The organism is Ruegeria sp. HKCCD7303 (genome assembly GCF_013111185.1).
Lineage (GTDB): Bacteria > Pseudomonadota > Alphaproteobacteria > Rhodobacterales > Rhodobacteraceae > Ruegeria.
The window spans coordinates 1-26,910 of the sequence record NZ_WVRE01000005.1; the positions used below are offsets into that span (position 1 = coordinate 1).

The 26,910-nt window shown below is 57.0% G+C and carries 22 protein-coding genes; 6 read left to right on the top strand and 16 right to left on the bottom strand.

Going from position 1 to position 26,910, the window contains the following annotated elements; genetic code table 11:
* Window positions 1-115: 115 nt before the first annotated feature.
* The 3 genes from fusA to rpsL are packed head-to-tail and all read right to left on the bottom strand — an operon-like array spanning window position 116 to window position 3,109.
* Entirely contained in the window at window positions 116-2,233 is a 2,118-nt protein-coding gene (gene fusA, locus GS630_RS13765; protein ID WP_171180077.1) for an elongation factor G, read from the bottom strand.
* Between the two features lie 18 nt (window positions 2,234-2,251).
* Window positions 2,252-2,722: a 30S ribosomal protein S7 gene (gene rpsG / locus GS630_RS13770; protein ID WP_010441203.1), complete on the bottom strand. Its 471-nt coding sequence runs from the start codon at window positions 2,720-2,722 to the stop codon at window positions 2,252-2,254.
* Between the two features lie 15 nt (window positions 2,723-2,737).
* A complete protein-coding gene (rpsL, locus tag GS630_RS13775) occupies window positions 2,738-3,109 on the bottom strand; it encodes a 30S ribosomal protein S12 (protein ID WP_005621086.1) in 372 nt (123 codons plus the stop codon).
* A 389-nt stretch (window positions 3,110-3,498) separates the two neighbouring features.
* Here rpsL and GS630_RS13780 point away from each other — a divergent pair, with 389 nt between their 5' ends.
* Together GS630_RS13780 and GS630_RS13785 are read left to right on the top strand one after the other, a co-directional pair.
* The gene (locus tag GS630_RS13780; RefSeq protein WP_171180079.1) at window positions 3,499-4,305 is read left to right on the top strand and encodes a putative rhamnosyl transferase; all 807 of its coding nucleotides are present in this window, start codon (window positions 3,499-3,501) and stop codon (window positions 4,303-4,305) included.
* Window positions 4,306-4,309: 4 nt separating this feature from the next.
* A complete protein-coding gene (locus tag GS630_RS13785) occupies window positions 4,310-5,116 on the top strand; it encodes a putative rhamnosyl transferase (RefSeq protein ID WP_171180082.1) in 807 nt (268 codons plus the stop codon).
* Here the strand turns inward: GS630_RS13785 and GS630_RS13790 are convergent.
* On the bottom strand, window positions 5,101-5,970 hold the full coding sequence (locus tag GS630_RS13790) for a DMT family transporter (protein WP_171180085.1): 870 nt from the start codon (window positions 5,968-5,970) through the stop codon (window positions 5,101-5,103). The genes GS630_RS13785 and GS630_RS13790 overlap by 16 nt on opposite strands.
* Before the next feature lie 87 nt (window positions 5,971-6,057).
* Complete coding sequence (locus GS630_RS13795; RefSeq protein WP_171180087.1) at window positions 6,058-6,669, bottom strand: hypothetical protein; 612 nt, start codon at window positions 6,667-6,669, stop codon at window positions 6,058-6,060.
* A gap of 223 nt (window positions 6,670-6,892) precedes the next feature.
* Here GS630_RS13795 and GS630_RS13800 point away from each other — a divergent pair, with 223 nt between their 5' ends.
* Window positions 6,893-7,390, top strand: coding sequence for a DinB family protein (locus tag GS630_RS13800; protein WP_171620003.1), 498 nt, complete (start codon window positions 6,893-6,895; stop codon window positions 7,388-7,390).
* A 95-nt stretch (window positions 7,391-7,485) separates the two neighbouring features.
* On the opposite strand, the gene rpoC is transcribed toward GS630_RS13800, so the two are convergent.
* The 7 genes from rpoC to rplK form a co-directional block, all read right to left on the bottom strand.
* Window positions 7,486-11,727 (bottom strand): DNA-directed RNA polymerase subunit beta', encoded by a 4,242-nt coding sequence (gene rpoC / locus GS630_RS13805; RefSeq protein ID WP_171180089.1) that lies wholly within the window; start codon window positions 11,725-11,727, stop codon window positions 7,486-7,488.
* Between the two features lie 50 nt (window positions 11,728-11,777).
* The gene (rpoB, locus tag GS630_RS13810) at window positions 11,778-15,914 is read right to left on the bottom strand and encodes a DNA-directed RNA polymerase subunit beta (RefSeq protein ID WP_171180091.1); all 4,137 of its coding nucleotides are present in this window, start codon (window positions 15,912-15,914) and stop codon (window positions 11,778-11,780) included.
* 250 nt (window positions 15,915-16,164) lie between these two features.
* Window positions 16,165-16,539 (bottom strand): 50S ribosomal protein L7/L12, encoded by a 375-nt coding sequence (rplL, locus tag GS630_RS13815; protein ID WP_008204003.1) that lies wholly within the window; start codon window positions 16,537-16,539, stop codon window positions 16,165-16,167.
* Window positions 16,540-16,618: 79 nt separating this feature from the next.
* Window positions 16,619-17,137, bottom strand: coding sequence for a 50S ribosomal protein L10 (rplJ, locus tag GS630_RS13820; RefSeq protein WP_170387618.1), 519 nt, complete (start codon window positions 17,135-17,137; stop codon window positions 16,619-16,621).
* Window positions 17,138-17,468: 331 nt separating this feature from the next.
* Window positions 17,469-18,491 (bottom strand): Hint domain-containing protein, encoded by a 1,023-nt coding sequence (locus GS630_RS13825; protein WP_171620005.1) that lies wholly within the window; start codon window positions 18,489-18,491, stop codon window positions 17,469-17,471.
* Between the two features lie 204 nt (window positions 18,492-18,695).
* Window positions 18,696-19,394, bottom strand: a complete 699-nt coding sequence (rplA, locus tag GS630_RS13830) for a 50S ribosomal protein L1 (protein WP_171180094.1) — start codon at window positions 19,392-19,394, stop codon at window positions 18,696-18,698.
* Window position 19,395: 1 nt separating this feature from the next.
* Window positions 19,396-19,845 carry a 50S ribosomal protein L11 gene (gene rplK / locus GS630_RS13835; RefSeq protein WP_010440985.1) on the bottom strand — a complete coding sequence of 150 codons (450 nt, stop codon included), beginning with the start codon at window positions 19,843-19,845 and terminating at the stop codon, window positions 19,396-19,398.
* A gap of 454 nt (window positions 19,846-20,299) precedes the next feature.
* Here rplK and GS630_RS13840 point away from each other — a divergent pair, with 454 nt between their 5' ends.
* The 3 genes from GS630_RS13840 to GS630_RS13850 all read left to right on the top strand — a co-directional run bounded on the left by GS630_RS13840 (window position 20,300) and on the right by GS630_RS13850 (window position 23,440).
* Entirely contained in the window at window positions 20,300-21,499 is a 1,200-nt protein-coding gene (locus GS630_RS13840; protein WP_171180096.1) for a peptidoglycan-binding domain-containing protein, read from the top strand.
* A 412-nt stretch (window positions 21,500-21,911) separates the two neighbouring features.
* The gene (locus GS630_RS13845) at window positions 21,912-22,679 is read left to right on the top strand and encodes a hypothetical protein (RefSeq protein WP_171180099.1); all 768 of its coding nucleotides are present in this window, start codon (window positions 21,912-21,914) and stop codon (window positions 22,677-22,679) included.
* Complete coding sequence (locus tag GS630_RS13850) at window positions 22,676-23,440, top strand: hypothetical protein (RefSeq protein ID WP_171180101.1); 765 nt, start codon at window positions 22,676-22,678, stop codon at window positions 23,438-23,440. Before GS630_RS13845 ends, GS630_RS13850 begins: the two co-directional genes overlap by 4 nt.
* Before the next feature lie 114 nt (window positions 23,441-23,554).
* Here the strand turns inward: GS630_RS13850 and nusG are convergent, their stop codons facing one another.
* The 4 genes from nusG to GS630_RS13870 all read right to left on the bottom strand — a co-directional run bounded on the left by nusG (window position 23,555) and on the right by GS630_RS13870 (window position 26,907).
* Entirely contained in the window at window positions 23,555-24,088 is a 534-nt protein-coding gene (nusG, locus tag GS630_RS13855; protein ID WP_170427716.1) for a transcription termination/antitermination protein NusG, read from the bottom strand.
* A 188-nt stretch (window positions 24,089-24,276) separates the two neighbouring features.
* Window positions 24,277-24,474 carry a preprotein translocase subunit SecE gene (gene secE / locus GS630_RS13860; protein WP_050605011.1) on the bottom strand — a complete coding sequence of 66 codons (198 nt, stop codon included), beginning with the start codon at window positions 24,472-24,474 and terminating at the stop codon, window positions 24,277-24,279.
* Window positions 24,475-24,565: 91 nt separating this feature from the next.
* Window positions 24,566-24,724: a cbb3-type cytochrome oxidase assembly protein CcoS gene (gene ccoS / locus GS630_RS13865; protein WP_170596844.1), complete on the bottom strand. Its 159-nt coding sequence runs from the start codon at window positions 24,722-24,724 to the stop codon at window positions 24,566-24,568.
* Window positions 24,725-24,729: 5 nt separating this feature from the next.
* Entirely contained in the window at window positions 24,730-26,907 is a 2,178-nt protein-coding gene (locus GS630_RS13870) for a heavy metal translocating P-type ATPase (protein WP_171180103.1), read from the bottom strand.
* Between the last annotated feature and the right edge of the window lie 3 nt (window positions 26,908-26,910).

The window sequence follows — 26,910 nt, forward strand, 5'->3', positions numbered from 1 at the left end:
CAATCGTGCCGATGTTGACGTGCGGTTTTGTACGCTCAAACTTTTCCTTTGCCATGATGGCCTCCTTTTTCGGTAATGAAGGGAGCCCCGCACCGGAGCTCCCTCAAATCTTCGCTTATGCGTATTTCGCCTGAATCTCGTCCGAGATGTTCTGCGGAACCGGATCGTAGTGGTCGAACTGCATGGTGAACTGGGCACGGCCCGACGACATCGAACGCAGAGTGTTGATGTAGCCGAACATGTTCGCCAGCGGAACGAACGCGTCGATCGCGATTGCGTTGCCGCGCGGTTCTTGACCAGACACCTGGCCACGACGCGAGGTCAGGTCGCCGATGATACCGCCGGTGTATTCTTCCGGGGTGATCACTTCGACCTTCATGATCGGTTCCAGCAGTTTCGCGCCTGCTTTGCGCATACCTTCACGCATACACATACGGGCCGCGATTTCGAACGCCAGAACGCTCGAGTCAACGTCGTGGAACTTACCGTCCAGCAAGGCAACCTTGAAGTCGATCACAGGGAAACCAGCCAGCGGGCCGCTGTCCATGACCGAGTTGATGCCTTTTTCAACACCTGGGATGTATTCCTTCGGAACAGCACCACCAACGATGCGGCTTTCGAACGAGTACCCTTCGCCCGGCTCAGTCGGCTGGATTTCCAGCTTAACTTCACCGAACTGACCCGAACCACCCGACTGTTTCTTGTGGGTGTAGGTGTGCTCGACCGGCATCGAGATGGTTTCACGATAGGCCACCTGCGGTGCACCGATGTTCGCTTCAACCTTGAACTCGCGCTTCAGACGGTCAACCAGAATGTCCAGGTGAAGTTCGCCCATGCCTTTCATGATGGTTTGACCCGATTCCAGGTCGGTTTCCACGCGGAAAGACGGGTCTTCAGCGGCCAGACGGGCCAGACCCTGGGACATCTTTTCCTGGTCGCCCTTGGTTTTGGGCTCAACCGCGATCTCGATCACTGGATCGGGGAAGGTCATGGTTTCCAGAACCACCGGATCCTTCGCATCACACAGTGTGTCACCGGTGGTGGTGTCTTTCAGACCCGCCAGCGCGATGATGTCGCCTGCAAACGCTTCTTCGATCTCTTCCCGGTTGTTCGAGTGCATCATCATCATACGACCGATGCGCTCTTTCTTACCTTTGGTCGAGTTCAGGATCGAGTCACCCTTGTTCATGGTGCCCGAGTAGATCCGGGTAAAGGTCAACGAGCCAACAAAGGGGTCGTTCATGATTTTGAACGCAAGACCCGAGAACGCCATTGCGTCATCGGCACGACGTGCGATGTCACGAACTTCTTCCTCGTCGCCGGGCTTAAAGCCCATGTAATCAACAACGTCCAGCGGGCTGGGCAGATAGTCGATCACAGCGTTGAGCAGCGGCTGAACACCTTTGTTCTTGAACGCAGAACCACCCAGAACCGGAACAAACGCGATGTCCAAGGTGCCTTTGCGCAGCAGGGCGCGCAGGGTCGGAACGTCGGGCTCATTGCCTTCCAGGTATTCCATCATCGCGTCGTCGTCCATTTCGACGGCCGCTTCGATCATCTTGCTGCGCCATTCGTCAGCCATGTCTTTCAGGCTGTCGCGGATCGGAGCTTTGATCCAGCTAGCGCCCAGATCTTCGCCCTGCCACAGCCATTCTTCCATGGTGACCAGGTCGATCAGACCTTCAAGCTCGGACTCGGCGCCGATCGGGATACCAACCGGAACAGCGCGTGCGCCGGTGCGGTCTTCGATCATGCGAACGCAGTTAAAGAAGTCTGCGCCGATCTTGTCCATTTTGTTGACGAAAACCATACGCGGAACCTTGTAGCGGTCAGCCTGACGCCACACGGTTTCGGTCTGGGGCTCAACACCGGCGTTTGCGTCCAGAACGCAGACAGCACCGTCGAGAACCGCCAGCGAGCGTTCAACTTCGATGGTGAAGTCAACGTGGCCGGGGGTGTCGATGATGTTCAGGCGGTGCTTGGGGGTATCGGCGGTCTGACCGTCTTCGGTGCGTTCCCAGAAGGTGGTGGTCGCAGCCGAGGTGATGGTGATGCCGCGTTCCTGCTCCTGCTCCATCCAGTCCATGGTGGCTGCACCATCGTGCACCTCACCGATGTTGTGGGATTTACCAGTGTAATACAGGATACGCTCCGAGCAGGTGGTCTTACCTGCGTCGATGTGCGCCATGATACCGAAGTTACGGTACAGTTCGAGCGGATATTCGCGTGCCATTTTTGATAAGCCTCTGAATTACCAACGGTAGTGGCTGAAGGCTTTGTTTGCCTCGGCCATCTTGTGGGTGTCTTCGCGCTTCTTCACGGCAGTACCGCGGGACTGTACAGCGTCCAGCAGTTCACCGGCGAGGCGTTCTTCCATGGTGTTTTCGTTGCGGCCGCGCGCAGCAGTGATCAGCCAGCGGATGGCCAGCGCTTCGCGGCGCTCGGGGCGCACTTCGACCGGAACCTGATAGGTTGCACCACCAACCCGGCGCGAGCGAACCTCGACCGACGGTTTGATGTTGTCGAGCGCTTCGTGGAACACTTCGACAGGAGCGCGCTTTACCTTGTTCTCAACGCGGTCAAACGCGTTGTAAACGATGCGCTCTGCGACCGACTTCTTGCCGTCGATCATCAGGTTGTTCATGAATTTGGTCAGTACCTTGTCGCCAAACTTGGCGTCAGGCAGGACTTCGCGTTTTTCGGCGGCGTGACGACGTGACATATCAGCCTCTCCTTCTTACTTGGGACGCTTCGCGCCGTATTTCGAACGACGTTGCTTACGGTCTTTGACGCCCTGAGTATCCAGAACACCGCGCAGGATGTGGTAACGCACACCGGGAAGGTCTTTCACACGGCCGCCACGGATCAGAACAACCGAGTGTTCCTGCAGGTTGTGGCTTTCACCGGGGATGTACGAGATGACCTCGAACCCGTTGGTCAGGCGCACTTTGGCAACCTTACGCATAGCCGAGTTCGGCTTTTTCGGTGTGGTGGTGTACACGCGGGTGCAGACGCCGCGCTTCTGCGGGCACTGCTCCAGGTGCATGGACTTCGAGCGTTTTACTTTAGGCTGCCGCGGTTTGCGGATCAGCTGTTGAATAGTTGGCATTCCGGTTTCTTCCCCGTTTTGCAACACACATGACATGCACGCGGGCTGCGTGCGGCTAAATTCGTTGCACTCATGCGTCCACAAGCGCAAAATCCGCGAGCGTTCCCATTCCGAGGTGAACGTCGCGGTTGGTTATCAGAGGACGCGAACTGCAAAATTGTCCGGGTCTTGACCAGTTCATTACTGAAATCGGTTTTGGGGCGGCCCCCGGTACCGAGATGACGCGCGTAATAGGCGGAGTCGACCCAAGTGTCAACAGCACTATACCGGCAGCCTCGGGCGGGCAGGGATTAGGGCGTCGGAGACTTCAACATAAGACGCTACCACCCCGTTGCAGCCATTTCACGGCGGGGGCATAGTCGTGCGGAATACCAGGTGATGGACAACAGATGCAAGTGATTGGCCTGTGCCGCTTTTCCTATCCTTCGATTGGCGGCTTTCGGCTCAGCCAAGACTCAATCGAAGATCAAAGACGGTTTCTGTATGACACCGACAGGATGGAGGAACGCTTTCGCCTGTTTGAAACCATCACTCTGCCCGGCTTTCGCTCCCAAACCGATGAGGCGTTTGAGCTGCTGGTGCTTACGGGAACATGCCTGCCGCCACCCTATGCGCAACGGCTACGAGATCTGACCGCTGGGATCAAACAGATCCGCATCATCGAAAAGGAAGCCGCAGATCATAAGCGAGTGATGCGGGAGGTTCTGAACACCGCCCGAACAGACCCGCATAAACCCTGCCTTCAGTTTCGGCATGACGACGATGACGCGGTCTCGGTCGATTTCATAGAAAAGCTACGCTCTGCAATTCGCGAAAATGCAGGACTGGTACAGCAGAGCGAGTCGGTCGCGATAGACTACAACCTCGGTTACGTCGCCCGGCGTGACAAAAATGAGTTACACGTCGCGCAGGTCTATCGGTCGCTGCTGGGGGTCGGCTTGGGTATGTATGTTCGGGGCGGAAGTAAACGGACAATCTTTGACCGACTGCACAACAGACTGGCGCGGTTCATGCCAGTCGTCAGCTACCCGGACGCACCAATGTGGGTGCGGATGCTGCACGGGTTCAACGACTCGGACCACGCCCGGAAGGATACGCGTGATTTGTTGCCCGTCACTGGGGAACAGGCAATGGATTTGCGTACACGTTTCTCTATCGACCCTGAAGAGGTCGAAACTACCCCTGTTGGGACTTGAGCAGATGCAGGTCCTCGGTCTTTGCCGCTTTTCCTATCCCGCCATTGGTGGGTTTCAGACCATGCATGCCTCTGTCGAAGAACGGCGGCAGTTCCTGTATCACCACGATCGGTTGGAAGAGCGGTTCCGTTTGTTTGAAACCATCGCCCTGCCCGGTCTGCGACAGCAAACCGACCAAGACTTTCATCTGCGGATCGTCATTGGTGAATGCCTGCCCAAACCCGCCTTCGATCGCCTGAACGACCTGACCGCTGACCTGAAACAGGTAGAAATTGTCGCCAGACCTCCGGGCCGGCACAGGAAGGTCATGCAAGAGGTTCTGAATGCGGCACGTCAAAATCTCGACGCGCCTTGCCTGCAGTTTCGTCACGACGATGATGATGCAGTGGCCGTGGACTTTGTCGAAAGACTGCGGGGAACGGCAGTTGATTGCGCAGCGCTCTTGCAGAGCCGCACTATGGTGGCGATTGATTTCAACTTCGGGTATCTGGCCCGCGCAAATGCCCAAGGGATTCAGGCCATTCGCGTGCATCGCCCGCTGATGACAGCCGGGCTTGGCATGTTTGTGCAGGGCGGCAACCGGAAATCAATCATGAATTTTGCCCACAACAGGATGAACCGGGCTATGCCTGTGGTCACCCGCCCCGATGGCCCGATGTGGGTGCGTGGCTTGAACCGATTCAATGACTCTCCCCGCACAAGAAGCACGAATGCCGACCTAAGTCCGCTTTCACCACCACAAAAAGCCGAATTCCTATCCCGCTTTGCCATTGACCAGACCTATGTCAGGCAGGTTCACGCTGCACCTTGACGAACCCGCTCGCGGAAGAGTGTGAACAACCCTGCGCCTACGATCAGCGCTGCACCTAGCATCGTCACCGCATCTGGCCATTCATCAAAAACGACCCACCCCAGCCCCAACGCCCAGAGCAGGCTGGAATACCGAAACGGGGCAACAAATCCAACATCCCCCTGACGCATGACCATGACGCTTAAAAGATATCCCATCAGCACAAAGACGGCAGCGACGGCGACCAGAGACCCTGCTGCAGCCGAGACCGGCGCCCATCCTTCAAAAACCGAAGCAATCGCCGCGACAACTGCGATTGAGCCCGAGGTTGCCAGGGTCACAACCATCGACGGCACATCGGCGGACATGCGTCGGGTAACAAGATCCCGAACCGTAATCAACGCCACTGCGATCAGGGCATAGACAGAATACACGCTGAACCCGTCCGGGCCCGGCCGTACGATCAACACCATACCAATGAACCCCACAACAATCGCCAAGGTACGCCGCCAGCCGACCTGCTCTGAGAAAACCAACGCCGCGCCCAGCGTGACAGTCAGTGGCAGCGCCTGCAAAATGGCCGTCACGTTGGCAAGCGGCATATTCTTCAACGCTGTCAAAAAAAAGAAAGTGGCAGCCAGTTCGGTCAAGCTACGCAGGGCGACCAGCCACTTGTCGTGCCGCGAAAAATTCAGGTGCAGCGCCCCCAGAGACCGCGCCAGCAGATAAACCAGCATAACGGCCAAAGCACCCCTTAGTGCAACCAACTGGAAAAGCGGCAATTCCTGTAACGCGACCTTCACCAGCGTATCGTTCAGGGTAAATGCCGCCATGCTGCCCATCATTAGCAAGGCACCTTTGGTGTTCGGGGTCATAAGGATTGGGCTCCGGGCTGGCAAACGCCTGTATTGGCCAGGGTATAACCTTGGATGTCAATATCGCTTGCCGCCACCATCCAGATGTCAGCCTAAAGGCAAAATAATTCCGAAGACGTTCAAGCTCGAAGGTTCCGTCGTGTCTTTGACAAAATCCACCCAGTCTTTTCCGTAGGTTTGCTCAAAAAATACCGGGTAGTTCCAAACCAGGTTGTGAAAGGTGAATGTCGTCAGCAACGCGCCAACCGTTAGCGCACCTGCAAATTCTCGAAGCTTACCTTTCAGAAAAAGCGTCACCATGATGCAGGCCCCACCCGCAAGACCGAGGCTGACGAAATCCTGCGTATCAACCTGTCGTTGAACTGGTATGCCGACGGATTGATACTGAATGTAGCGGGTCAGAAAAACGGCAAAGATCCCCAGCAAAAACGCCCCGACAAATGCACCTGGATAGGCCAGGCGTCGCCAGAAGCTCTCGGCTCTGGGCCGGGGTGCGTTTCTTGCATTCTCGTCTGAGCGCTGCCTGATCCGCGCAACGCGATCTTCGAAAGAGTTGTGTTCTGTGCCCATGAGCCAATTCAAAATCAAAATAATATCTCTGGTCGGAGCTAAGCTAGAGATTGTGGGTCCGCAAGAACGAAGCACCGTGCTTGAAGGCAGTGTTGGATCAAATTGTCGTGCTGTCTTGCCACAACGCAATCTGCTTTCGTGTTAACAAGCGCGAACCGAAAACAGGACTTGGTTATGCAGCGCATTGACAGGCTTGATTGAGAAAAAGCTCACGCAAAGCCGGTGACATCTGTAATTTCATAGTCACCCAACGACGTGATAGCGTGTGCGGGCCCCAGCGCAATTTGCCTTGTTCCAATGTAAAGCGCTCAATTTTCCCAATACTTCCACAATAACTCTGAGGCCATGAAAGATGATTTCAGCCGCTTATTGCCGACTTATGGCGCGCTACAATAGATGGCAAAATATCTCGCTCATCACTGCATCGGACGGCTTGACCGAAGCTCAGCGCTGGAAGGATCGAGGCGCGTTCTTCAAATCCATCGCTGCAACTATGAACCACCTCTATTGGGCCGATGCCCTTATGCTTGAGCGCATCAAAGGAAACGAACGCCCACAGGAAACAATCACCCATTCACTGACCAGCCCTTCAGATTGGTCTGAATTCAAAGACTTACGCACGCAGCGCGATACGGAAATCCAAGGATGGGCTTCTGGCACAACCTGTGAAGATCTCAATGGTTTTGTCAGGTGGTACCCACCTGGCAGCTTATCCAAAATCGAAATGCCTAAGGCCGTCTGTGTTGTTCAGTTCTTTAATCACCAAGCCCATCACCGGTGGCAAATACATGCCATGCTCACCGCCGCAGGGGCCGCGCCAGAGCCTACAGATATACCGCTAATGCCTTAGCAATTGCTTTCAATTGCCGTGGGCCAACGTTGACACTTATCCAAGAAAAAAGGCCCCGCGTTTTGCAGGGCCTTTTTCAAATTTATACTGTGAGCTTACTCGCGGCTTTCCGGGGTTTCCACCAGAACGTCCAGCTCATCACCAACCATGTCGTCGTCGAAAGTCGGCGCGGCCAGAGCAGCGGCGGCTTCGGCCTCTTCCCGGCGGGCTTCGATGACCACGTTGTCACGCGACTGCGCGATGTGGCGGACGGCCTGAGTGGCCCCACCGGTACCGGCGGGGATCAGACGACCAACGATGACGTTCTCTTTCAGGCCAACCAGCTTGTCCTTCTTGCCCTGAACCGAAGCTTCGGTCAGCACACGGGTGGTTTCCTGGAACGACGCCGCCGAGATGAACGAACGCGTCTGCAGCGAGGCTTTGGTGATCCCCAACAGGATCGGTTCGCCCTGTGCCGGACGACCACCGCGCGAGAGGGTCTTCTCGTTGGCCGCGTCGAACTCCTGCTTGTCGACATGCTCGCCTTTCAGCAGGGTGGTGTCGCCTGAATCCAGGATCTCCCACTTCTGCAGCATCTGGCGCACGATGACCTCGATGTGCTTGTCGTTGATCTTCACGCCCTGCAGACGATACACGTCCTGCACCTCGTCGATCATGTAATCCGCCAGCGCTTCGACACCCATGATGGACAGGATGTCATGCGGAGCCGGGTTACCGTCCATCAGGTATTCACCCTTCTGGATGAAGTCCCCTTCGGCGACCGGGATGTGCTTGCCCTTGGGTACCATGTACTCGATGGTCTCCATGGACTCGTCCGCCGGTTCGATGCTGATACGGCGCTTGTTCTTGTAGTCGCGGCCAAAGCGCACGTAACCATCGGCTTCTGCGATGATCGCGTGATCTTTCGGACGACGGGCTTCGAACAGTTCGGCCACACGCGGCAAACCACCGGTGATGTCCTTGGTCTTGGCACCTTCACGCGGGATACGCGCGACAACGTCACCGGCTTCGATTTGCTGGCCATCTTCGACCGACAGGATCGCATCCACCGACATCGGATAGTGAACCGGGTTGCCCGCGTCGTTGCGGACCGGCTCGCCATCTTCACCGACCAGAATGATCTCGGGCTTGAGGTCGCTGCCTTTGGGGGCCGCGCGCCAGTCGATCACGATCTTCTGGGTCATGCCGGTTGCTTCGTCAGTCTCGTCGCGGACAGCAAGGCCCGAAACAAGGTCAACGTATTTCGCGGTACCGGCTTTCTCGGCGATGATCGGCAGGGTGTAGGGATCCCATTCGAACAGCTTGTCGCCACGGGCCACTTTGGTGCCGTCTTTGACGAACAGCTTGGAGCCGTAGCCCAACTTGAAGCTGGCACGCTCTTCGCCATGCTCGTCGTTGATCACCAGCTTCATGTTCCGGCCCATGACCAGGCTTTCGCCTGCGGCATTGACCAGGATCTGCGGGTTCTCGAACGCGACAACACCTTCTTGGTTGGCTTCCTGGAACGACTGCTGACCACCTTGCGCAACACCACCGATGTGGAAAGTCCGCATGGTCAGCTGCGTACCGGGTTCACCGATCGACTGAGCGGCGATGATGCCGACAGCTTCACCTGTGTTCACCATGGTACCGCGGGCCAAGTCACGACCGTAGCAGGTTGCACAGACGCCTTCCTCGGACTCACAAGTCAGAGGTGAGCGGATGCGCATTGAGGCAACACCGGCTTCGTCGATGGTGTCGGCCATACGTTCGTCGATCAGCTGACCTGCAGCCACGATCACCTCATCGGTGCCCGGACGCAGAACATCGTCAGCAGCGACACGGCCCAGCACACGTTCGGCCAGCGAGGCGACAACCTCACCGTCGTTCACAGCGGCTTCGGCTGTGATCGCACGCTCGGTGCCACAGTCGATCTCACGAACGATACAGTCTTGCGCCACGTCCACCAGACGACGGGTCAGGTAACCCGAGTTCGCTGTCTTCAGAGCGGTATCCGACAGACCCTTACGGGCACCGTGGGTCGAGTTGAAGTACTCGAGAACGGTCAGGCCTTCTTTAAAGTTCGAGATGATCGGCGTCTCGATGATGTCACCGTTCGGCTTGGCCATCAGGCCGCGCATACCGCCCAGCTGTTTCATCTGAGTGACCGAGCCACGCGCACCCGAGTGAGCCATCATGTAGACCGAGTTCGGTTCCTGCTCGGAACCGTCCTCTGCCCGATCCGACGACGAGATCGTGCTCATCATCGCGTCGGTGACGCGATCGTTACACTTCGACCAGGCATCGACAACCTTGTTGTACTTTTCGCCCTGAGTGATCAGGCCATCCATGTACTGCTGTTCGAAATCCTTCACCTGACCGCGGGTGTCATCAACGATGCCCCACTTGTCGCCTGGGATGACCATGTCGTCCTTACCGAACGAGATGCCCGCCTTGAACGCTTCTTTGAAGCCCATCGACATGATCTGGTCACAGAAGATAACCGACTCTTTCTGACCGCAGTAACGGTAGACGGTGTCGATCACCTGCTGCACTTCTTTCTTCCGCAGCAGGCGGTTGACCAGTTCGAACGGCGCTTTGTTGTTCATCGGCAGCAGAGCACCCAGACGCAGACGGCCCGGAGTGGTTTCATAGCGCTTTTGAACTTCGTTGCCTTCGTCGTCGATCTGCGTGATCCGCGCGGTGATTTTCGAGTGCAGATGCACCTCACCCGCGTCCAGCGCATGCTGAACTTCTTCGATCGAACCAAAGACCTTGCCTTCGCCCGGCATGCCTTCGCGCTCCAGGGTCACATAGTAGAGACCCAGGATCATATCCTGCGATGGAACGATGATCGGTGCGCCGTTTGCAGGCGACAGAACGTTGTTCGTCGACATCATCAGAACACGGGCTTCCAGCTGCGCCTCAAGGCTCAGCGGCACGTGAACGGCCATCTGGTCACCGTCGAAGTCGGCGTTAAAGGCCGAACAGACCAGCGGGTGCAGCTGGATCGCTTTACCTTCGATCAGGACCGGCTCGAACGCCTGAATGCCAAGACGGTGCAGCGTCGGCGCACGGTTCAGCATGACAGGGTGTTCGCGGATCACCTCGTCGAGAATATCCCACACTTCGGGACGCTCTTTCTCGACCAGTTTCTTCGCCTGTTTCACGGTCGAAGACAGACCCTTGGCTTCAAGGCGCGAGTAGATGAACGGCTTGAACAGTTCCAGCGCCATCTTCTTGGGCAGACCACACTGGTGCAGCTTAAGCTCCGGACCGGTCACAATGACCGAACGGCCCGAGAAGTCGACGCGCTTACCCAGAAGGTTCTGACGGAAGCGGCCCTGCTTGCCTTTCAGCATGTCCGACAGCGATTTCAGCGGACGCTTGTTGGCGCCAGTGATCACGCGGCCACGACGGCCATTGTCAAACAACGCGTCAACGGATTCCTGCAGCATCCGCTTTTCGTTGCGGACGATGATGTCAGGCGCGCGCAGCTCGATCAGACGCTTCAGACGGTTGTTCCGGTTGATGACGCGGCGATACAGATCGTTCAGATCCGAAGTCGCGAAACGGCCACCATCCAGCGGAACCAGCGGACGCAATTCCGGCGGAATGACGGGGATCACAGTCATCACCATCCACTCGGGCCGGTTGCCCGACTCGAGGAAGGATTCGACAACCTTCAGACGCTTGATGATCTTCTTGGGCTTCAGCTCGCCGGTTGCTTCGGCCAGATCAGCGCGCAGCTGCTCGGCTTCGGCTTCCAGATCGATCTGGGCCAGCATCTCGCGGATGGCTTCAGCACCGATATTCGCGGTGAACGCGTCCATGCCATAGGCATCCTGCGCATCCATGTACTCTTCTTCGGTCAGCATCTGGCCGTAGGTCAGGTCAGTCAGACCTGGTTCGATGACGACATAGTTTTCAAAGTACAGAACGCGTTCCAGATCGCGCAGCGTCATGTCCAGCATCAGACCGATGCGGGACGGCAGCGACTTCAGGAACCAGATATGTGCGACGGGCGCGGCCAGTTCGATGTGGCCCATACGCTCGCGGCGGACTTTCTGCAGGGTGACTTCCACGCCACACTTTTCGCAGACAACGCCGCGATACTTCATCCGCTTATATTTGCCGCACAGACATTCGTAATCTTTGATCGGGCCAAAGATACGCGCGCAGAACAGACCGTCACGCTCAGGCTTGAACGTCCGGTAGTTGATGGTTTCGGGTTTCTTGATCTCGCCATAGGACCAAGACAGGATCCGCTCGGGCGACGCCAGCGAGACCTTGATCTCGTCAAAGACCTTCGGGGGCGTCAGCGGGTTGAACGGGTTGTTGGTGATTTCCTGGTTCATTTGTTACCTCAAATCTTGCGGAAGGGGGGACGGGAGAAAGGGCAGCGCCCTTACTCCTCAACCTCCGCATCCAGGAGTTCCATATTCAGGCCGAGGCCACGGACTTCTTTCACCAGAACGTTGAACGATTCCGGTACGCCCGCTTCAAAGTTATCCTCGCCCTTGACGATCGACTCATAGACCTTGGTCCGGCCGGCGACGTCATCCGATTTCACGGTGAGCATCTCCTGCAGGGTGTAGGCGGCGCCGTAAGCTTCCAGAGCCCAGACTTCCATCTCACCAAAGCGCTGACCACCGAACTGCGCCTTACCACCCAGCGGCTGCTGGGTCACCAGGCTGTACGGCCCGGTCGAACGCGCGTGGATTTTGTCGTCCACAAGGTGGTGCAGTTTCAGCAGGTACTTGATGCCCACGGTCACCGGACGCGCGAATTGCTCACCGGTACGACCGTCGAACAGAACCGACTGACCGCTTTCCGAGAAGCCCGCACGCACCAGCGCATCGTTGACGTCAGCCTCTTTGGCGCCGTCGAAGACCGGGGTTGCGATCGGAACACCGCGGGTCACGTTGCCCGCTGCCTCGATCAGGCCATCCTCGTCCAGACCGGTGATGCCTTCTTCGTAGACATCTTCGCCATAGGCCAGCTTCATCGCTTCGCGCACCGGGGTTAGATCGCCGGAGCGGCGATATTCACCCAGAGCCTCATCAATGTTCAGACCCAGGCCGCGTGCAGCCCAACCCATGTGGGTTTCAAGGATCTGACCAACGTTCATACGCGAAGGTACGCCAAGTGGGTTAAGACAGAAGTCAACCGGGGTACCATCGGCCAGGAACGGCATGTCTTCCATCGGAACAACCTTGGAGATCACACCTTTGTTCCCGTGACGACCGGCCATCTTGTCGCCTGGCTGCAGCTTACGCTTCACGGCGATGAAGACTTTGACCATCTTCATCACACCCGGCGGCAGGTCGTCGCCACGACGGACTTTTTCGACCTTGTCTTCGAAACGGGCGTCCAGAGCACGCTTTTGCACTTCGTACTGCTCGTTCAGAGCTTCGACGATCTGCGCGTCCTGCTCGCCTTCCAGCGCCAGCTGCCACCACTGACCACGAGTCAGAGTTTCCAGCAGCTCCTCGGTGATCACCGACCCTGCCTTGACGCCTTTCGGCCCTTTGACAGCGGTTTTACCTAGGATCAAGCCCTGCAGACGCGCATAGATGTTGCGGTCCAGGATCGCCAACTCGTCGTCCCGGTCACGGGCCAGACGTTCGACTTCCTCACGCTCGATCTGCAGCGCACGCTCGTCTTTTTCGACGCCGTGACGGTTGAAGACACGGACTTCGACGACTGTACCGTAATCGCCCGGCTTCACGCGCAGCGAGGTGTCGCGCACGTCAGATGCTTTTTCACCGAAGATGGCGCGCAGCAGCTTTTCTTCCGGGGTCATCGGGCTTTCGCCCTTCGGAGTGATCTTGCCGACCAGAATATCGCCCGGCTCAACATCCGCGCCGATGTAAACGATGCCCGCCTCGTCGAGGTTGCGCAGCGCTTCTTCACCGACGTTCGGGATGTCGCGGGTGATCTCTTCCGGACCCAGCTTAGTGTCACGGGCGGCGACTTCGAATTCCTCGATATGGACCGAGGTAAAGACGTCATCACGCGCGATACGTTCGCTGATCAGGATCGAGTCTTCGTAGTTGTAACCGTTCCACGGCATGAACGCGACGACCACGTTCTTACCAAGCGCCAGTTCACCCATGTCGGTCGACGGACCGTCTGCAATAACCTCGCCCTTCTGGACGGTGTCACCCACCTTGATCAGCGGACGCTGGTTGATGCAGGTGTTCTGGTTCGAACGCTGGAACTTGCGCAGACGGTAAATGTCAACGCCAGCGTCACCCAGTTCCAGATCTTCGGTGGCGCGGATAACGATACGCTGGGCATCGACCTGGTCGATGATACCGGCGCGTTTCGCCTGAATCGCAGCCCCCGAGTCGATCGCAACCTTTTCCTCGATACCGGTACCGACCAGCGGTGCTTCGGCCCGCAGCAGCGGAACCGCCTGACGTTGCATGTTCGAGCCCATCAGAGCGCGGTTGGCGTCGTCATTTTCAAGGAACGGGATCAGCGATGCAGCGACCGAGACCAGCTGTTTCGGCGACACGTCGATCAGGTCTACATTCTCGCGCGGGGCAAGGGTGTAGTCACCGGCCTGGCGGGTCGACACCAGATCGTTGATGAACTTGCCATCGGCATCCAGCGTCGCGTTCGCCTGCGCCACGGTGTGACGCATTTCCTCGGTCGCGGACATGTAGTGAACCTCATCGGTCACCTCGGCGTCTTTGACAACGCGATACGGTGTTTCGATGAAGCCGTACTTGTTCACGCGGGCGAAGGTGGCCAGCGAGTTGATCAGACCGATGTTCGGACCTTCCGGCGTTTCAATCGGGCACATCCGGCCATAGTGGGTCGGGTGTACGTCGCGCACCTCAAAGCCCGCACGCTCACGTGTCAGACCACCGGGGCCAAGCGCCGAGAGGCGGCGTTTGTGCGTAACTTCTGACAGCGGGTTGGTCTGGTCCATGAACTGCGACAGCTGCGACGAGCCGAAGAATTCGCGGACAGCAGCCGCAGCAGGTTTCGCGTTGATCAGGTCCTGAGGCATGACGGTGTCGATTTCAACCGACGACATACGCTCTTTGATCGCGCGCTCCATGCGCAGCAGGCCAACGCGGTACTGGTTTTCCATCAGTTCGCCAACCGAACGCACACGACGGTTGCCGAGGTGGTCGATATCGTCCACGTCGCCTTTGCCGTCACGCAGTTCAACCAGCGCCTTGATGCAGGCCACGATATCTTCACGGCGTAGGGTGCGCAGGGTGTCCGGCGCATCCAGTGCCAAACGCATGTTCATCTTCACGCGGCCAACGGCGGACAGGTCATAACGCTCGCTGTCGAAGAACAGGGTGTCGAACAGGGCCGACGCAGCTTCAACGGTGGGCGGTTCGCCCGGACGCATGACGCGGTAGATATCCATCAGCGCGGTTTCGCGGCTCATGTTCTTGTCCTGAGCCATGGTATTGCGCATGTACGGACCAACATTGACGTTGTCGATATCCAGAACCGGGATGTCGGTGATGCCCGCATCGATCAGTTCTTTGGCAGTACCGCCAATCAGGTCACCGTCTTTGTCGTATTCCAGGGTCAGTTCATCACCGGCTTCGACATAGATCGCGCCGTTTTCTTCGTTGATGATGTCCTTCGCGACAAATTTGCCAACGATGTGATCGAACGGAACCAGAAGGTCGGTTACGGTGCCTTCGTCGATCAGTTTTTTGACCGCGCGCGGAGTGACTTTCTTACCTGCTTCGGCAATCACTTCACCGGATTTGGCGTCAACCAGATCATAGGTCGGACGGGTCCCACGCACACGCTCGGGGAAGAACGGCGTGATCCACCCTTTCTTCTTGTCCAGCTTGTAGGACACGGTGTTGTAATACGCGTCCATGATCGCTTCCTGATCCAAACCCAGTGCATAAAGCAGGGTTGTCACAGGCAGTTTGCGGCGGCGGTCGATACGGGCGAACACGATGTCCTTGGCGTCGAATTCAAAGTCCAGCCAGCTGCCGCGATACGGGATGATGCGGCAGGCAAACAGCAACTTGCCCGAGGAATGGGTCTTGCCCTTGTCGTGGTCAAAGAACACACCGGGCGAGCGGTGCATCTGGGATACGATCACACGCTCGGTCCCGTTCACGACAAAGGTGCCGTTCGGCGTCATCAAAGGCATGTCGCCCATGAAGACATCCTGTTCCTTGATGTCTTTTACCGACTTCGCGCCGGTGTCTTCGTCGACATCAAACACGATCAGACGCAGAGTGACCTTCAGCGGCGCGCTGTAAGTCATGTCACGCTGCATACATTCTTCGACGTCGTATTTGGGTTTTTCCAGATCGTATTTCACGAACTCCAGAACGGAGGTTTCGTTGAAATCCTTGATCGGGAAAACCGACTGGAACACACCTTTGATGCCTTCGCCGTCTGTTGGCTGCTCTGCATCGCCGGAGCGTAGGAAAAGATCATAAGAAGATTTCTGTACCTCAATAAGGTTCGGCATCTCCAGCACTTCGCGGATTTTGCCGTAGTATTTACGAAGACGTTTCTGGCCAAGGAACGTTTGAGCCATGTCAGATGTCACCTTTCGATGTTCTCAGCGGGCAAAGACACCGTCGGGCCCCGGCATCTTGCACAATCGAGACAACACGTCCGGATCAATTCATGGCCACCGTCCCGAAGGCGGCCTCCCGATCCGAAAACCGTGTCTTAGAAAACACCCCATGCGTTGAGGCCCTTTCTAAGACAGGTTCGGCTGGACCCGGATTTCTCCGGACCCAGCCAAATTTTTCGGCGCATCAGCGACGCACCTGAGACTAAGCTTAGGCCAGCTCGACTTCGGCGCCAGCTGCTTCCAGCTTGGCTTTGACGTCTTCTGCTTCTGCTTTGTCCACGCCTTCTTTGATCTTGCCGCCGGCTTCGACCAGTTCCTTGGCTTCTTTCAGGCCCAGGCCGGTGATGCCGCGAACTTCTTTGATGACGTTGATTTTCGATGCGCCGGCGTTCTTCAGAACGACGTCGAATTCGGTTTTTTCTTCCTCAGCTGCGCCGCCGGCGTCGCCGCCTGCTGCCATGACAACTGCGCCGCCTGCTGCGGGCTCGATGCCATATTCGTCTTTGAGGATGGTTTTCAGTTCTTGTGCTTCCAGCAGGGTCAGACCCACGATGCTTTCTGCGAGTGCTTTCAGATCAGCCATTTTATCAGCTCTTTCCGTTTACAGTGTGTGTTCCAACGTCAGGGTATTCACCCTACGCAGATCATTCAGTGCCAACCGCTTACGCAGCTTCCGCCTTCTCTTCGATGGTGGAAAGGATGCTTGCGATGTTGCTTGCAGGTGCGCCAATCGCGCCGGCGATGTTCGAAGCAGGTGCGCCAATGCAGCCCACGATCGAAGCAATAAGCTCCTCGCGAGACGGCATTTTCGAAACTGTTTCGACGCCTTTGCGGTCCAGAGCGTTCTCACCCATTGCACCGCCGAGGATCTCAAAATTCTTGTTATCCTTGGCGAAGTCCTCGGCCACCTTGGCTGCTGCCACGGGGTCCTCGGAATAGGTCAGAACGGTCATCCCTGTCAGCAGGTCGGCCATGCTTTCACACGGCTTACCCTCAAGGGCGATTTTGGCGAGCCTGTTCTTGGCAACACGCACAGAGCCACCCGCGTCACGAGCACGTGCGCGAAGGTCCTGCATCTCGGCAACTGTCAGACCGGCGTAGTGAGCAACCACTACGACGCCAGAGCTTTCGAAGATTTGGCCGAGTTCCTCGACCACTTTCTCTTTCTGGGCTCTATCCACAGTTCTCTCCAAGTTAGGGGCGATACCTCACCCCGGCTCATATTTGCCGCAGCCTTCGCTCCGGCGTTCAGGTCCGTTGTTACGGGATTGGCCAAAATGCGCCCGAGGGTGGGACCCTCAGAATTCTTTGGTCTTACCCGTCTCAGGCAGGGAATTAAGGGACCAAATGGACCCACCCACCGTCTTGGACGAAACGAAAGAAAGCGCACGACGAATCGCACGCTTTATTCCGCAGGTCTACTTAGGGCAGAAGGGCGGGGTTTCCAAGGGGTAAATTGAGGGTTCGCCCCGATTTCAAGCGCCCTCGCATCTGACCCAACCGATGCAGGGATTATATGTAAGCACGCAACACTGACGCCGCGCCTGACCCGATGGTCATGGCCGCAGTGCAATCAAACCCTGCATCCGCGTTCTGCAGCGCCGGGAACAGAGACAGGATTTCACTGCGTTGCGAGGATGACAGCGTGCTGACCGAATTTTTGGTCAGGAAAAAGCTCTCGGTCAGAGCGCCGTTCGATTGCACGATGTGATGACGATCAAACATGAAATGCGTGTATCTCACTGTCCCGGATTCGCGGATCGATACACCGGGCATGCCGCACAGGTGCTTGGCCGCGACCAAAACCTCGGCCTGACCAAACAGCATTTCCGCCGCGGGCACATCAATCAAAACCCGGTGTTGCTGTGACACAACCAACGTGCCGGAGTTTCCAATCGCACCAGCCTGGATCACAACCGGGGCACACGCACCTTTGGCGGCCACCTCGGTATGGCCAACCCAAAGAACCTCTTGGAACCCGGCATCGCGGGTCCAGACCTTAGTGCCGACCCGCAGATCTTCGACTGGCAAATCGCCAGCCTCCGTTCGGATCAAAGTGCCTTCTCCAAAGCAGGTGATATAATCGGCGTAATCTGATGCCCCTAAGTTGGACCCGCCGACCTTTACGTAAGAGACACCATCCTGCAACGGGGCTGAAGATGCATATCCCCATACATCCTGCGTCACGCCACCTTGAGAGAATACGTATATGTCGATCTCAGGTCCGGTTGGGCTTCCCCCTGCATCCAGAGCCCGCACTGTAATCACGGATTCAGATTCAACGCCCTGCCCGTTTGCAACAATGCCGCCGCCATCAATGATCGTGTGGTTTGCCGTGTCATCATCGTTGAAGACATCAACGTCAAGCGTGTCATCCAGGGTGATGGTTGCGCCCATACCCGACGAGTACACAAAAACCGTGCCATTCGGTGTGTCAGAGTTGTTTATGATGCCGTCTCCGACAATCGACCCGTTACTGCTTGAGGTTACGACCAGACTTTCGTTGTCCTGCGCAAAGAATACTCGTTCGACCATATTAACTTCCAACCAAGTGTTTGACGCGCGCCAATTGACCCTGCCTCAAGACTGTCACGGCAAGCTTACCTGCGGGACGCTATCAAATCATTGAACCGATTTGAAAGAGACTGTTCTTCACAAATTTGAAAGCACGACCTGCAAAACAAAGAAACCCCGGCGGAATAATCCACCGGGGTCCACAATTCTTACGTTTCCAAGCGCTTATTCGCCCGAAGCTTCCGCAACATCCAGCGTCACGCCTGGGCCCATGGTCGAACTCAGCGCGATTTTCTTCATGTAGGTGCCTTTGGCGCCCGACGGCTTGGCCTTGGCAACAGCCGAGACAAAGGCGCGAACGTTTTCGACCAGCTTGGCTTCGTCAAACGACGCTTTGCCAACGCCAGCGTGCACAACACCGCCTTTTTCCGCCTTGAACTGAACTTCACCGCCCTTGGCTGCTTCCACGGCTGCTTTCACATCCATGGTCACGGTGCCAACTTTGGGGTTCGGCATCAGGTTACGGGGCCCCAGAACCTTACCCAGACGACCAACGATCGGCATCATGTCCGGGGTGGCAATGCAGCGATCAAATTCGATGGTGCCGCCCTGAATGGTTTCCATCAGGTCCTCTGCGCCAACGATATCTGCGCCAGCTTCTTTCGCTTCGTCAGCCTTCGGGCCGCGAGCAAAAACAGCAACGCGCATCGCTTTACCAGTGCCGTTCGGCAGGCCAACAACGCCGCGAACCATCTGGTCTGCGTGACGGGTGTCAACGCCCAGGTTCATCGCGATTTCGATGGTCTCGTCGAATTTCGAGGTTGCGTTGCCCTTGACCAGAGCAACAGCTTCTTCAACCGACAGGTTTTCCTTGCCGGCGACAGCTTCGCGCGCAGCGCGGGTACGTTTACCGAGTTTTGCCATCTTACTTCACCTCGATACCCATAGAGCGGGCCGAGCCCAGGATGATCTGCATTGCGCCTTCGACGTCGTTGGCGTTCAGATCTTTCATTTTGGCTTCGGCGATTTCGCGAACCTGCTTGCTGGTCACGGTAGCCACGGTCTCACGACCTGGGTTTTCCGCGCCACGGGGGCGGTTACGCTTGCCGACCGGCTTCAGACCAGCTGCTTTTTTCAGGTAGTAAGACGCGGGCGGCGTCTTGATGTCCATGGTGAAGGACTTGTCCTGATAGTAGGTGATCACGGTCGGGCAAGGAGCGCCGGGCTCCATGTCTGCTGTCTTGGCGTTGAACGCCTTGCAGAATTCCATGATGTTGATGCCGCGCTGACCCAGCGCCGGACCAACTGGCGGCGACGGGTTCGCCTGACCTGCAGGAACCTGCAGCTTCATTGTACCAGCAAGCTTCTTGGCCATTTGGTTTTCCTTTCAACTTAGGCAGGACGCGTCCCGCCCAGATTATGTTGCGTGGTCCGGTCGGGGATCGCGATCCCAGAAACCTCCCACGAGAGAATCTCGCCCGAAGACGATAGAGGCGGCGTGTACAGGGGAATGTGAAGCTTGGCAAGTGGTCTGGATTCCAATTGGAAATCATAGAATCAATACCCTCGCGTCCAAAGCAAGGCTTGGGCTTTGCCGAGCGTCCGATACAAGTCCGCTCCGATCGCCTCAATGAGATGCCAGGCGTTAAGCACCCAACAATGCAATAAAGTGTTAATGCCTTTAACTGCAGTGAAAAAAGCACTGCCGCACAACCTGCAAACCAGCGGGCAAACTACCCAAGCTTCAGACGGTCGTGGGCTTGGACACCCGTGCGGATCCCAGCTGTGTTATACTTAGTGAAAATAGTTATTTTTGGTGGAGGTTAATTATGATTTTCCGATTAGCAGCAACACTTGTCATCGCGGTCTCTTTCGCTGCGACCGCGCCTCAGACAGCACAAGCAGACGCTGGCGATTTCCTCGGCGGAGCCGTTGTCGGCGGGGTCGTGGGATATGCGATAGGCAAGGACCAGCAGAAAAAGAAAGCGCGGTCATCCACCCGGACATACCGACCGGGCATTCCGTCGACCACGCAAGGTGCGCAAACCCAAACAGCGCTCAACTATTTTGGCTACAATGCCGGGCGTGTCGATGGTCAGGTCGGCCGTGGCACCCGATCGGCGATCGAACGCTACCAGGCTTCAATGGGCTATCCTGTGAATGGCCATGACTTCCAGCCCTATCAATATGATTTCCTGATGCAAGCCTATTACTGGGCGACAAGCGGCGGACAAGCCACTATGCAACTTTCGGGCCAACCGCTGCTTATGGCTTATCGCCAAAAACTCCATAGCGGATCAGCCGTGGCTGCAGCCCCTCAGGCACCGGCACCGACCACGCCAGTCGCGACCCCTCAGGAGACCGAGACCGCAGAGACAAAATCTGCCAGCCTGCCAAGCCTGTTTTCCGGAGGAACCGGAGGTCCATCGCTAGCCAATCGCTGTAGCGGGGTGATGCTTCAAACATCGACCAATGGCGGTTATACAACTTTGTCGAACATGTCTGATCCTGATTTTGCACTCAGCGAGCAGTTCTGCCTCGCCCGAAGCTATGCCATGGCCCGCGGCGAGGAGCTTATGCAGGACATCCAAGGGCTGACGCCGGATCAGGTAACGGCCCAGTGCGACTCGTATGGCGATATGTTGGCACCGCAAGTGGTCGCCTTGTCTCTAAACTCAAAAACTGATGCAGAAACTCAGATGCGCAAGCTTGCGCTGGATTCCGGCCTTAGCCCCGAAGATCTTGCGGCAACAAGCAAGGTCTGCCTCGCGATCGGCTACCGTCAGGACAATATGGACACCGCAGTCGGGTCTGCGCTGATGCTGGTTGCAATGGGTGAGCCCGCCTACGGAGAGCTTATTGGCCACCACCTGCGCGAAGGCTTCGGTGTGCCAGAACGTCGTGATCTGGCGATGCAGTGGTACGATGCGAGCCTTTCGGCACTGGATGCCGGATCGCAAGCTGTTTTCCTACCGTCACAGACCGACCGCCCACAACTGCTGCGCGCAGCTATGGTTCAGGCGCAGTAGAGCGAGAAGAATGAAACGTAATTCGTCATCAAACAACGTCGCGGTGCCTGATGCTTCGCGGCGTTTTTTGCATGTTTGCGGACCTTGTTGATCTGACTAATGCGCAGTTTGATCTGATCCTCATCTGATCAGTATGCGTCGCCCCGAGACGTCGGAAACCAACTAAAGAATTACCGCAACACAACCGTTTTGCGCCCTGACCATTCCCGAACACCAACAACCGCGTAAGAAGTAAAACAGATTTCTCAAAGACATAAGTTGCTTATGAACCCCCGACGGTTATCTTAGGGCAGGTTGGATATAGAAGGGGCGGTCTGAGTTGGCATCATCTCGACTAAACAAAGGGCTACTGATTTGTGTTCTTTTCGCAATTGTGCCCGGATGCGGCAGCAACGCCCAGGATCAGGGTGCAGTGTCCGAGACAACTGCCCAATCCGAAGCACCCCAAAACACTGCTTCACGCAACACGGCAGGAATTGACCCCGCCACCTATGCCGGTCGCTTTCAAGTCAAGCTGACCAAGGAAGTTCCTTTGCGCGATATTCCCGTTCCCTTCACCGTCTACGGCGGTCTAGAGGAATCCAGCCCAACCCGCCTGCGATTGCGAGCGTTCATGGATTTGCGTGGATTGCAGGAAAAGGCACCTCAGATACTGACTGGCCCCTTGGAAGAAAGCTGTAAACGCCAGATTTACCTCGAGATCCGAGATGTCACTGCAATAGGTGAAACCGTTAAAGTAGAAGGCTCAGCCCGCGCCCAGTTTACGCGGTGCAAACGAAATGAAGAACCCGGCTTTCGGTATTTCGGGGCCACGGTTGATGCAACTGCTGTCGCCAAGGCAGAGGTTAAAGGCCAATGCCTTACGTTCAGTATCGAAAGCGCTGACCTCAGACCGCGTGGGTTCATCGGAGCTGTTACCGACCTTTTTGGGCTGACCAACCGAATAAATGAAGCTGTCCTTGAAAAGGGCGGCGAGTTTTTGGCGGCCAATCCGGTTTGTCCGCCATTACCTGAAGAATTCTCTGTACTTGATCCGAATTACGAATCCGGCGGAACGCGCGAAATCGCGCCAGGAGGATTGGGCGCTGCTGTTGTCGGTTCGGCCGATGTAAGCGCCGAGACGATAGTGAAAGTCCTTGCAGGGCTGAAAGAACTTGGTGTGTTGGAGTTTGCTGAATGAGACTTTGGTTAATTCTTCCAGCCCTTATCGCAGCAGTTCTGGGCCCTCGCGCCCCTGACGCGCAGCAGGTAGACTTTGTCATCGACGCGACACTACCGGTTCGCGATACCGAACTGCCGTATACTCTTGATCTGAACCTCACCGCCGCTGCGCCCACTCGGATCGGGGTCGGTGCCCTTCTCGACCTGCGCGAAGTTCAAAAGGTTGTGCCCGAGCGGTTGGCTGACAATGCGATCGTCGACAATTGTGGTCTGCAAGTCAGACTTGATGATTTGAGCTTTAAGGCCGAAGACCAAGTAATAGATCTGGATGGGGACGTGACCATCACGATTTTTGAATGCAGCCGCACCGGTGAACGCAACTTTGAACGCGGTGAAGAAAAAAGAGCGATACTGGCAAGCCTATCCACCGAAGCAACTGTCGAAGTGCGGGACAACTGCGCCTATTTCAAGCTTATTGATCTTACCCTTACGGCCCCCGAAGAACAGCGAGAGCAACTGCTGGAAGACGACACATTAGACTCGGTGAAGGAGTTGATGTTGGCTGCAGTGGATCTTGCACTGAACGACACTCCGCTGTGCCCGGAACTGCCGGCAGAGCTTGCGTCACTTGACCCAACCTACGACAAAGGCGGCCCGCGCGAGATCGGAGAAGGTGGTCTTGGCGTTCTCCTTGAAGGCTCAGTGGACGTCAGCCCTTCGACAATCCTCGACATTCTGACAGTGCTTCAAGAACAAGAGCTTATTCCGGGCCGGCCGTAAAAACGGCTGGCCGTGTGGCTGGATCGCTGTTTGGTGTTGATTGATAAACGATCGTCAAAAAAAAAACGCCGCGCTGCCCGTGGCAGCGCGGCGTCGAAAATAAGCGAAGAGCGATTAGCCCTGCTTCGTAACCTGCGTAAAGTCCAGCTCGACCGGGGTTTCGCGACCAAAGATCGAAACCGAGACCTTCAGTTTCTGGTTTTCGTCGTCCACACCTTCGACCATGCCGTCGAAATCCTCGAACGGTCCGTCGTTGACTTTGACCTTCTCGCCGACCTCGAAGGTGATCATCAGCTTGGGCGCTTCTTCACCTTCCTGAACGCGGTTGAGGATCTGGTTCACCTCGGCGTCACGCATCGGCATCGGGCGGCCTTGCGGGCCCAAGAAACCGGTCACGCGGTTGATCGAGTTGATCAGGTGATAGCCCTGATCTGACATTTCCATATGCACCAGAACGTAGCCGGGCATAAAGCGGCGTTCGGTCGTGACCTTCTTGCCGCGGCGCACTTCGATCACCTCTTCGGTGGGCACCAGTACTTCGTCGATGTCGTCTTCAAGGCCCTGTTCAGCCACCGACGTGCGGATCTGTTCTGCGATCTTCTTTTCGAAATTCGAAAGAACGCTGACCGAGTACCACCGTTTCGCCATGAACCTGTCGTCCTTGTCTGTCTTCGGGGTATCGGATTTGCCGGATACACCCGTCATTAAAATCTTGTCACGTTATCCGGAATAAAAAGCGGCGCGCAGCCCGAATCGCCACACGCCCATTCCGAATAGTCCTGCGTCAACTACTCTGACATTGCCCGCTGTGCAAGGGGGCAGCCGCGTTTCCACGCTTAGCTGAACGCGCCCAGAATCAGCTGAAGGCCACCCCGGATACCCAGATCGACCAAAGCAAAGAAGACCGCCGTAAGCGCCGCCATGATGAAAACCATAACCGTGGTCAACAGCACCTCGCGCCGGGTCGGCCAGACGACCTTGGACACTTCGGCACGGACTTGCTGAATGAACTGAATCGGGTTGGTGGTGGCCATTTGGCGTGTTCTCTCTGCTAGCGGATGGCCCGGACATAACCGGGCATTGCGGCAATTTCAAGGGCAGTTGGATCAACTCTGCCCTGAGCGGTCAGGGTTTGGGTTTATCGTCCCATTCATCGCTCAGGATCCGGCGCGCGTCGCCCTCAGGATCTTCATACTGGTTCGACCGGACAGTGTAGACAAAAGCCACCAGGCCAACGCCGCCCAGCAACAGTGAAATCGGGATCAGGTAGGCAAGAACTTCCATCCGGTTCACCTCAACCGCAGGGCATTGAGCGACACGGTGATGGACGAGGTCGACATCGCAAGCGCCGCGATCAATGGAGTTGCAAGCCCAATCACTGCCAATGGAACGGCTATCACGTTGTAGACAGTCGCGATGCGGAAGTTTTCGCGAATGCGTTTTGTCGCTTTGACCGCCGTGTCGCAAGCATCCGCGATGGGGGAAAGGTCATTGCCCAACAACACAATGTCCGACGCCACCCGTGCGGCATCCAACGCTGACGCCGGTGAGATCGAAACATGCGCCGCCGCCAAGGCCGCCGTGTCATTCAGACCGTCGCCCACCATCAGGACATGGTGACCCTTATCGCTGAGGTCCTGAATGCGATGCGCCTTGTCCTGCGGCAAAGCTTCGGCAATCCAATCTGTGATCCCCAGTTTTTCAGCCAACGCGCGCACGGCCCCCTGCGAGTCGCCGGACATCAGGACCACATGCTTGCCAGCGGCACGCAACGCGTCGACCGCCTCGGCCGCACCCGGGCGCAACGCATCCGAGAACCGGAAGGCCAAAGGCGCATGATCGCCAATAGCCAGCCAGGCTGAGGTTTCACTGCCCTGCTCTGCGCCGACCCAAGCGGCCCGGCCCAAACGCACGCGTTGACCACGGTATTCACCTTCGGTGCCGTAACCCGGAACCTCAACGACGCCCCGCACGTTGGCAGGCTTGATCCCGGCCTCACGCGCGGCTTTCGCCAAAGCCACAGACAATGGGTGTGCGGACGCCTCGGCCAGCGCCAGGGCAACTTCGACCTTCGCGCGGGAATGATCCCCTAAGTTGACCAGTTCCGGCGAACCGGATGTCAGAGTGCCTGTTTTGTCGAACACCACCGTGTCAGCCTCGGACAAACGCTCCAACGCGGTTGCATGTTTGATCAACATACCTTTGCGGAACAACCGGCCAGACGCCGCCGTTGTCACCGCTGGAACGGCCAGACCCAGAGCACATGGGCAGGTGATAATCAGAACCGCCGCCGCGATATTCAACGCCGTGCGGATATCGCCGGAATAAATGTACCAGCCCAGAAAGCTGAGCGCTGATAGGATGTGAACGCCCGGCGCATAAAGCTTGGCCGCCTTGTCGGCCAAAGAAGTATAACGCGACCGACCGGATTCAGCGATGGCCACCAGATCCGCCATGCGGTGCAGCGACGTATCCTCGCCCACCGCAGTTGCGCGCAATGTCAAAGGACCAGTCAGGTTGACCTCACCTGCACTGACCAACTGGCCGATTTCGGCAAATACAGGCACCGTTTCTCCGGTCAGTAGCGAGCGGTCGAGTTCGGACTGGCCCGACACAATCTCACCGTCCACTGGCATCCGACCGCCGGGGCGCACAAGGATCAAATCGCCTACTTTCAGATCAGCAACTGCAATTTCATTTTCTACGCCATCCACCAAACGGATCGCGCGCGGCACCTCAAGCGCGGTCAGTTCTTCGGCCGCGGATCGGGCTGCGGCACGGGTGCGGTAATCCAGATAACGACCGGCCAGCAGGAAGAAGGTCAGGGTCAGGGCCGCATCGAAATAGGCATGTTCGCCACTCAACGCGGTTTCCCAAAGCGATGTGACCAGCGCCAACAAGATCGCCAACACAATTGGCACATCCATGTTCAGGCGGCGCACCCGCAAGGCGCTCCACGCATTGGCAAAGAAGGGCTGGGCTGAAAACGCGATGGCAGGCAGAGCAATCGCGGCAGAAATCCAGTGGAACATGTCCCGCGTGGCGTCAGTGGCCCCGGACCAGACCGAAACCGACAACAGCATGACGTTCATGGAAGCAAACCCGGCCACCGCCAGGCGCATCAGTAAGTCACGCCCTGCCTTGTCCGTCTGAGTGGCCGACAAGGCGCCCGGATCAAGCTCGTGCGCTTCAAAACCGGCTTTCTCAAGCACTGGGATCAGATCGACAGCACGTGTTTCAGGCGTTGCTTTGATCATCGCGCGTTTCAGGGTTAGGTTCACCCGTGCATTTTCAACACCGGGATGCGCGTTCAGTTCCCTTTCGACGGTCGCAATACAGGCCGAGCAGTGAATACCCGGCAAAGACAGGGCTATCTGCACATCCTCCGGAATCGACCGGGCGGGTTCCGCCGGGGCTGCAAGGCAGCCCGGGCAGGCTGCGGTGCCGGAAGAAAGCTGCGCCGTCATCGC

What these genes read in the sequence shown, in the direction of transcription:
- fusA (WP_171180077.1), bottom strand. Translation starts at nt 2,233, where the DNA reads ATGGCACGCGAATATCCGCTCGAACTGTACCGTAACTTCGGTATCATG.
- rplL (WP_008204003.1), bottom strand. Translation starts at nt 16,539, where the DNA reads ATGGCTGATCTGAAAGCACTCGCAGAAAGCATCGTGGGTCTGACCCTG.
- rpsG (WP_010441203.1), bottom strand. Translation starts at nt 2,722, where the DNA reads ATGTCACGTCGTCACGCCGCCGAAAAACGCGAAGTCCTGCCTGACGCC.
- nusG (WP_170427716.1), bottom strand. Translation starts at nt 24,088, where the DNA reads ATGGCGAAACGGTGGTACTCGGTCAGCGTTCTTTCGAATTTCGAAAAG.
- GS630_RS13840 (WP_171180096.1), top strand. Translation starts at nt 20,300, where the DNA reads ATGATTTTCCGATTAGCAGCAACACTTGTCATCGCGGTCTCTTTCGCT.
- GS630_RS13800 (WP_171620003.1), top strand. Translation starts at nt 6,893, where the DNA reads ATGATTTCAGCCGCTTATTGCCGACTTATGGCGCGCTACAATAGATGG.
- rpoC (WP_171180089.1), bottom strand. Translation starts at nt 11,727, where the DNA reads ATGAACCAGGAAATCACCAACAACCCGTTCAACCCGCTGACGCCCCCG.
- GS630_RS13790 (WP_171180085.1), bottom strand. Translation starts at nt 5,970, where the DNA reads ATGACCCCGAACACCAAAGGTGCCTTGCTAATGATGGGCAGCATGGCG.
- rpoB (WP_171180091.1), bottom strand. Translation starts at nt 15,914, where the DNA reads ATGGCTCAAACGTTCCTTGGCCAGAAACGTCTTCGTAAATACTACGGC.
- GS630_RS13780 (WP_171180079.1), top strand. Translation starts at nt 3,499, where the DNA reads ATGCAAGTGATTGGCCTGTGCCGCTTTTCCTATCCTTCGATTGGCGGC.
- rplA (WP_171180094.1), bottom strand. Translation starts at nt 19,394, where the DNA reads ATGGCAAAACTCGGTAAACGTACCCGCGCTGCGCGCGAAGCTGTCGCC.
- GS630_RS13825 (WP_171620005.1), bottom strand. Translation starts at nt 18,491, where the DNA reads ATGGTCGAACGAGTATTCTTTGCGCAGGACAACGAAAGTCTGGTCGTA.
- ccoS (WP_170596844.1), bottom strand. Translation starts at nt 24,724, where the DNA reads ATGGAAGTTCTTGCCTACCTGATCCCGATTTCACTGTTGCTGGGCGGC.
- secE (WP_050605011.1), bottom strand. Translation starts at nt 24,474, where the DNA reads ATGGCCACCACCAACCCGATTCAGTTCATTCAGCAAGTCCGTGCCGAA.
- GS630_RS13785 (WP_171180082.1), top strand. Translation starts at nt 4,310, where the DNA reads ATGCAGGTCCTCGGTCTTTGCCGCTTTTCCTATCCCGCCATTGGTGGG.
- rplK (WP_010440985.1), bottom strand. Translation starts at nt 19,845, where the DNA reads ATGGCCAAGAAGCTTGCTGGTACAATGAAGCTGCAGGTTCCTGCAGGT.
- rpsL (WP_005621086.1), bottom strand. Translation starts at nt 3,109, where the DNA reads ATGCCAACTATTCAACAGCTGATCCGCAAACCGCGGCAGCCTAAAGTA.
- GS630_RS13850 (WP_171180101.1), top strand. Translation starts at nt 22,676, where the DNA reads ATGAGACTTTGGTTAATTCTTCCAGCCCTTATCGCAGCAGTTCTGGGC.
- GS630_RS13870 (WP_171180103.1), bottom strand. Translation starts at nt 26,907, where the DNA reads ATGACGGCGCAGCTTTCTTCCGGCACCGCAGCCTGCCCGGGCTGCCTT.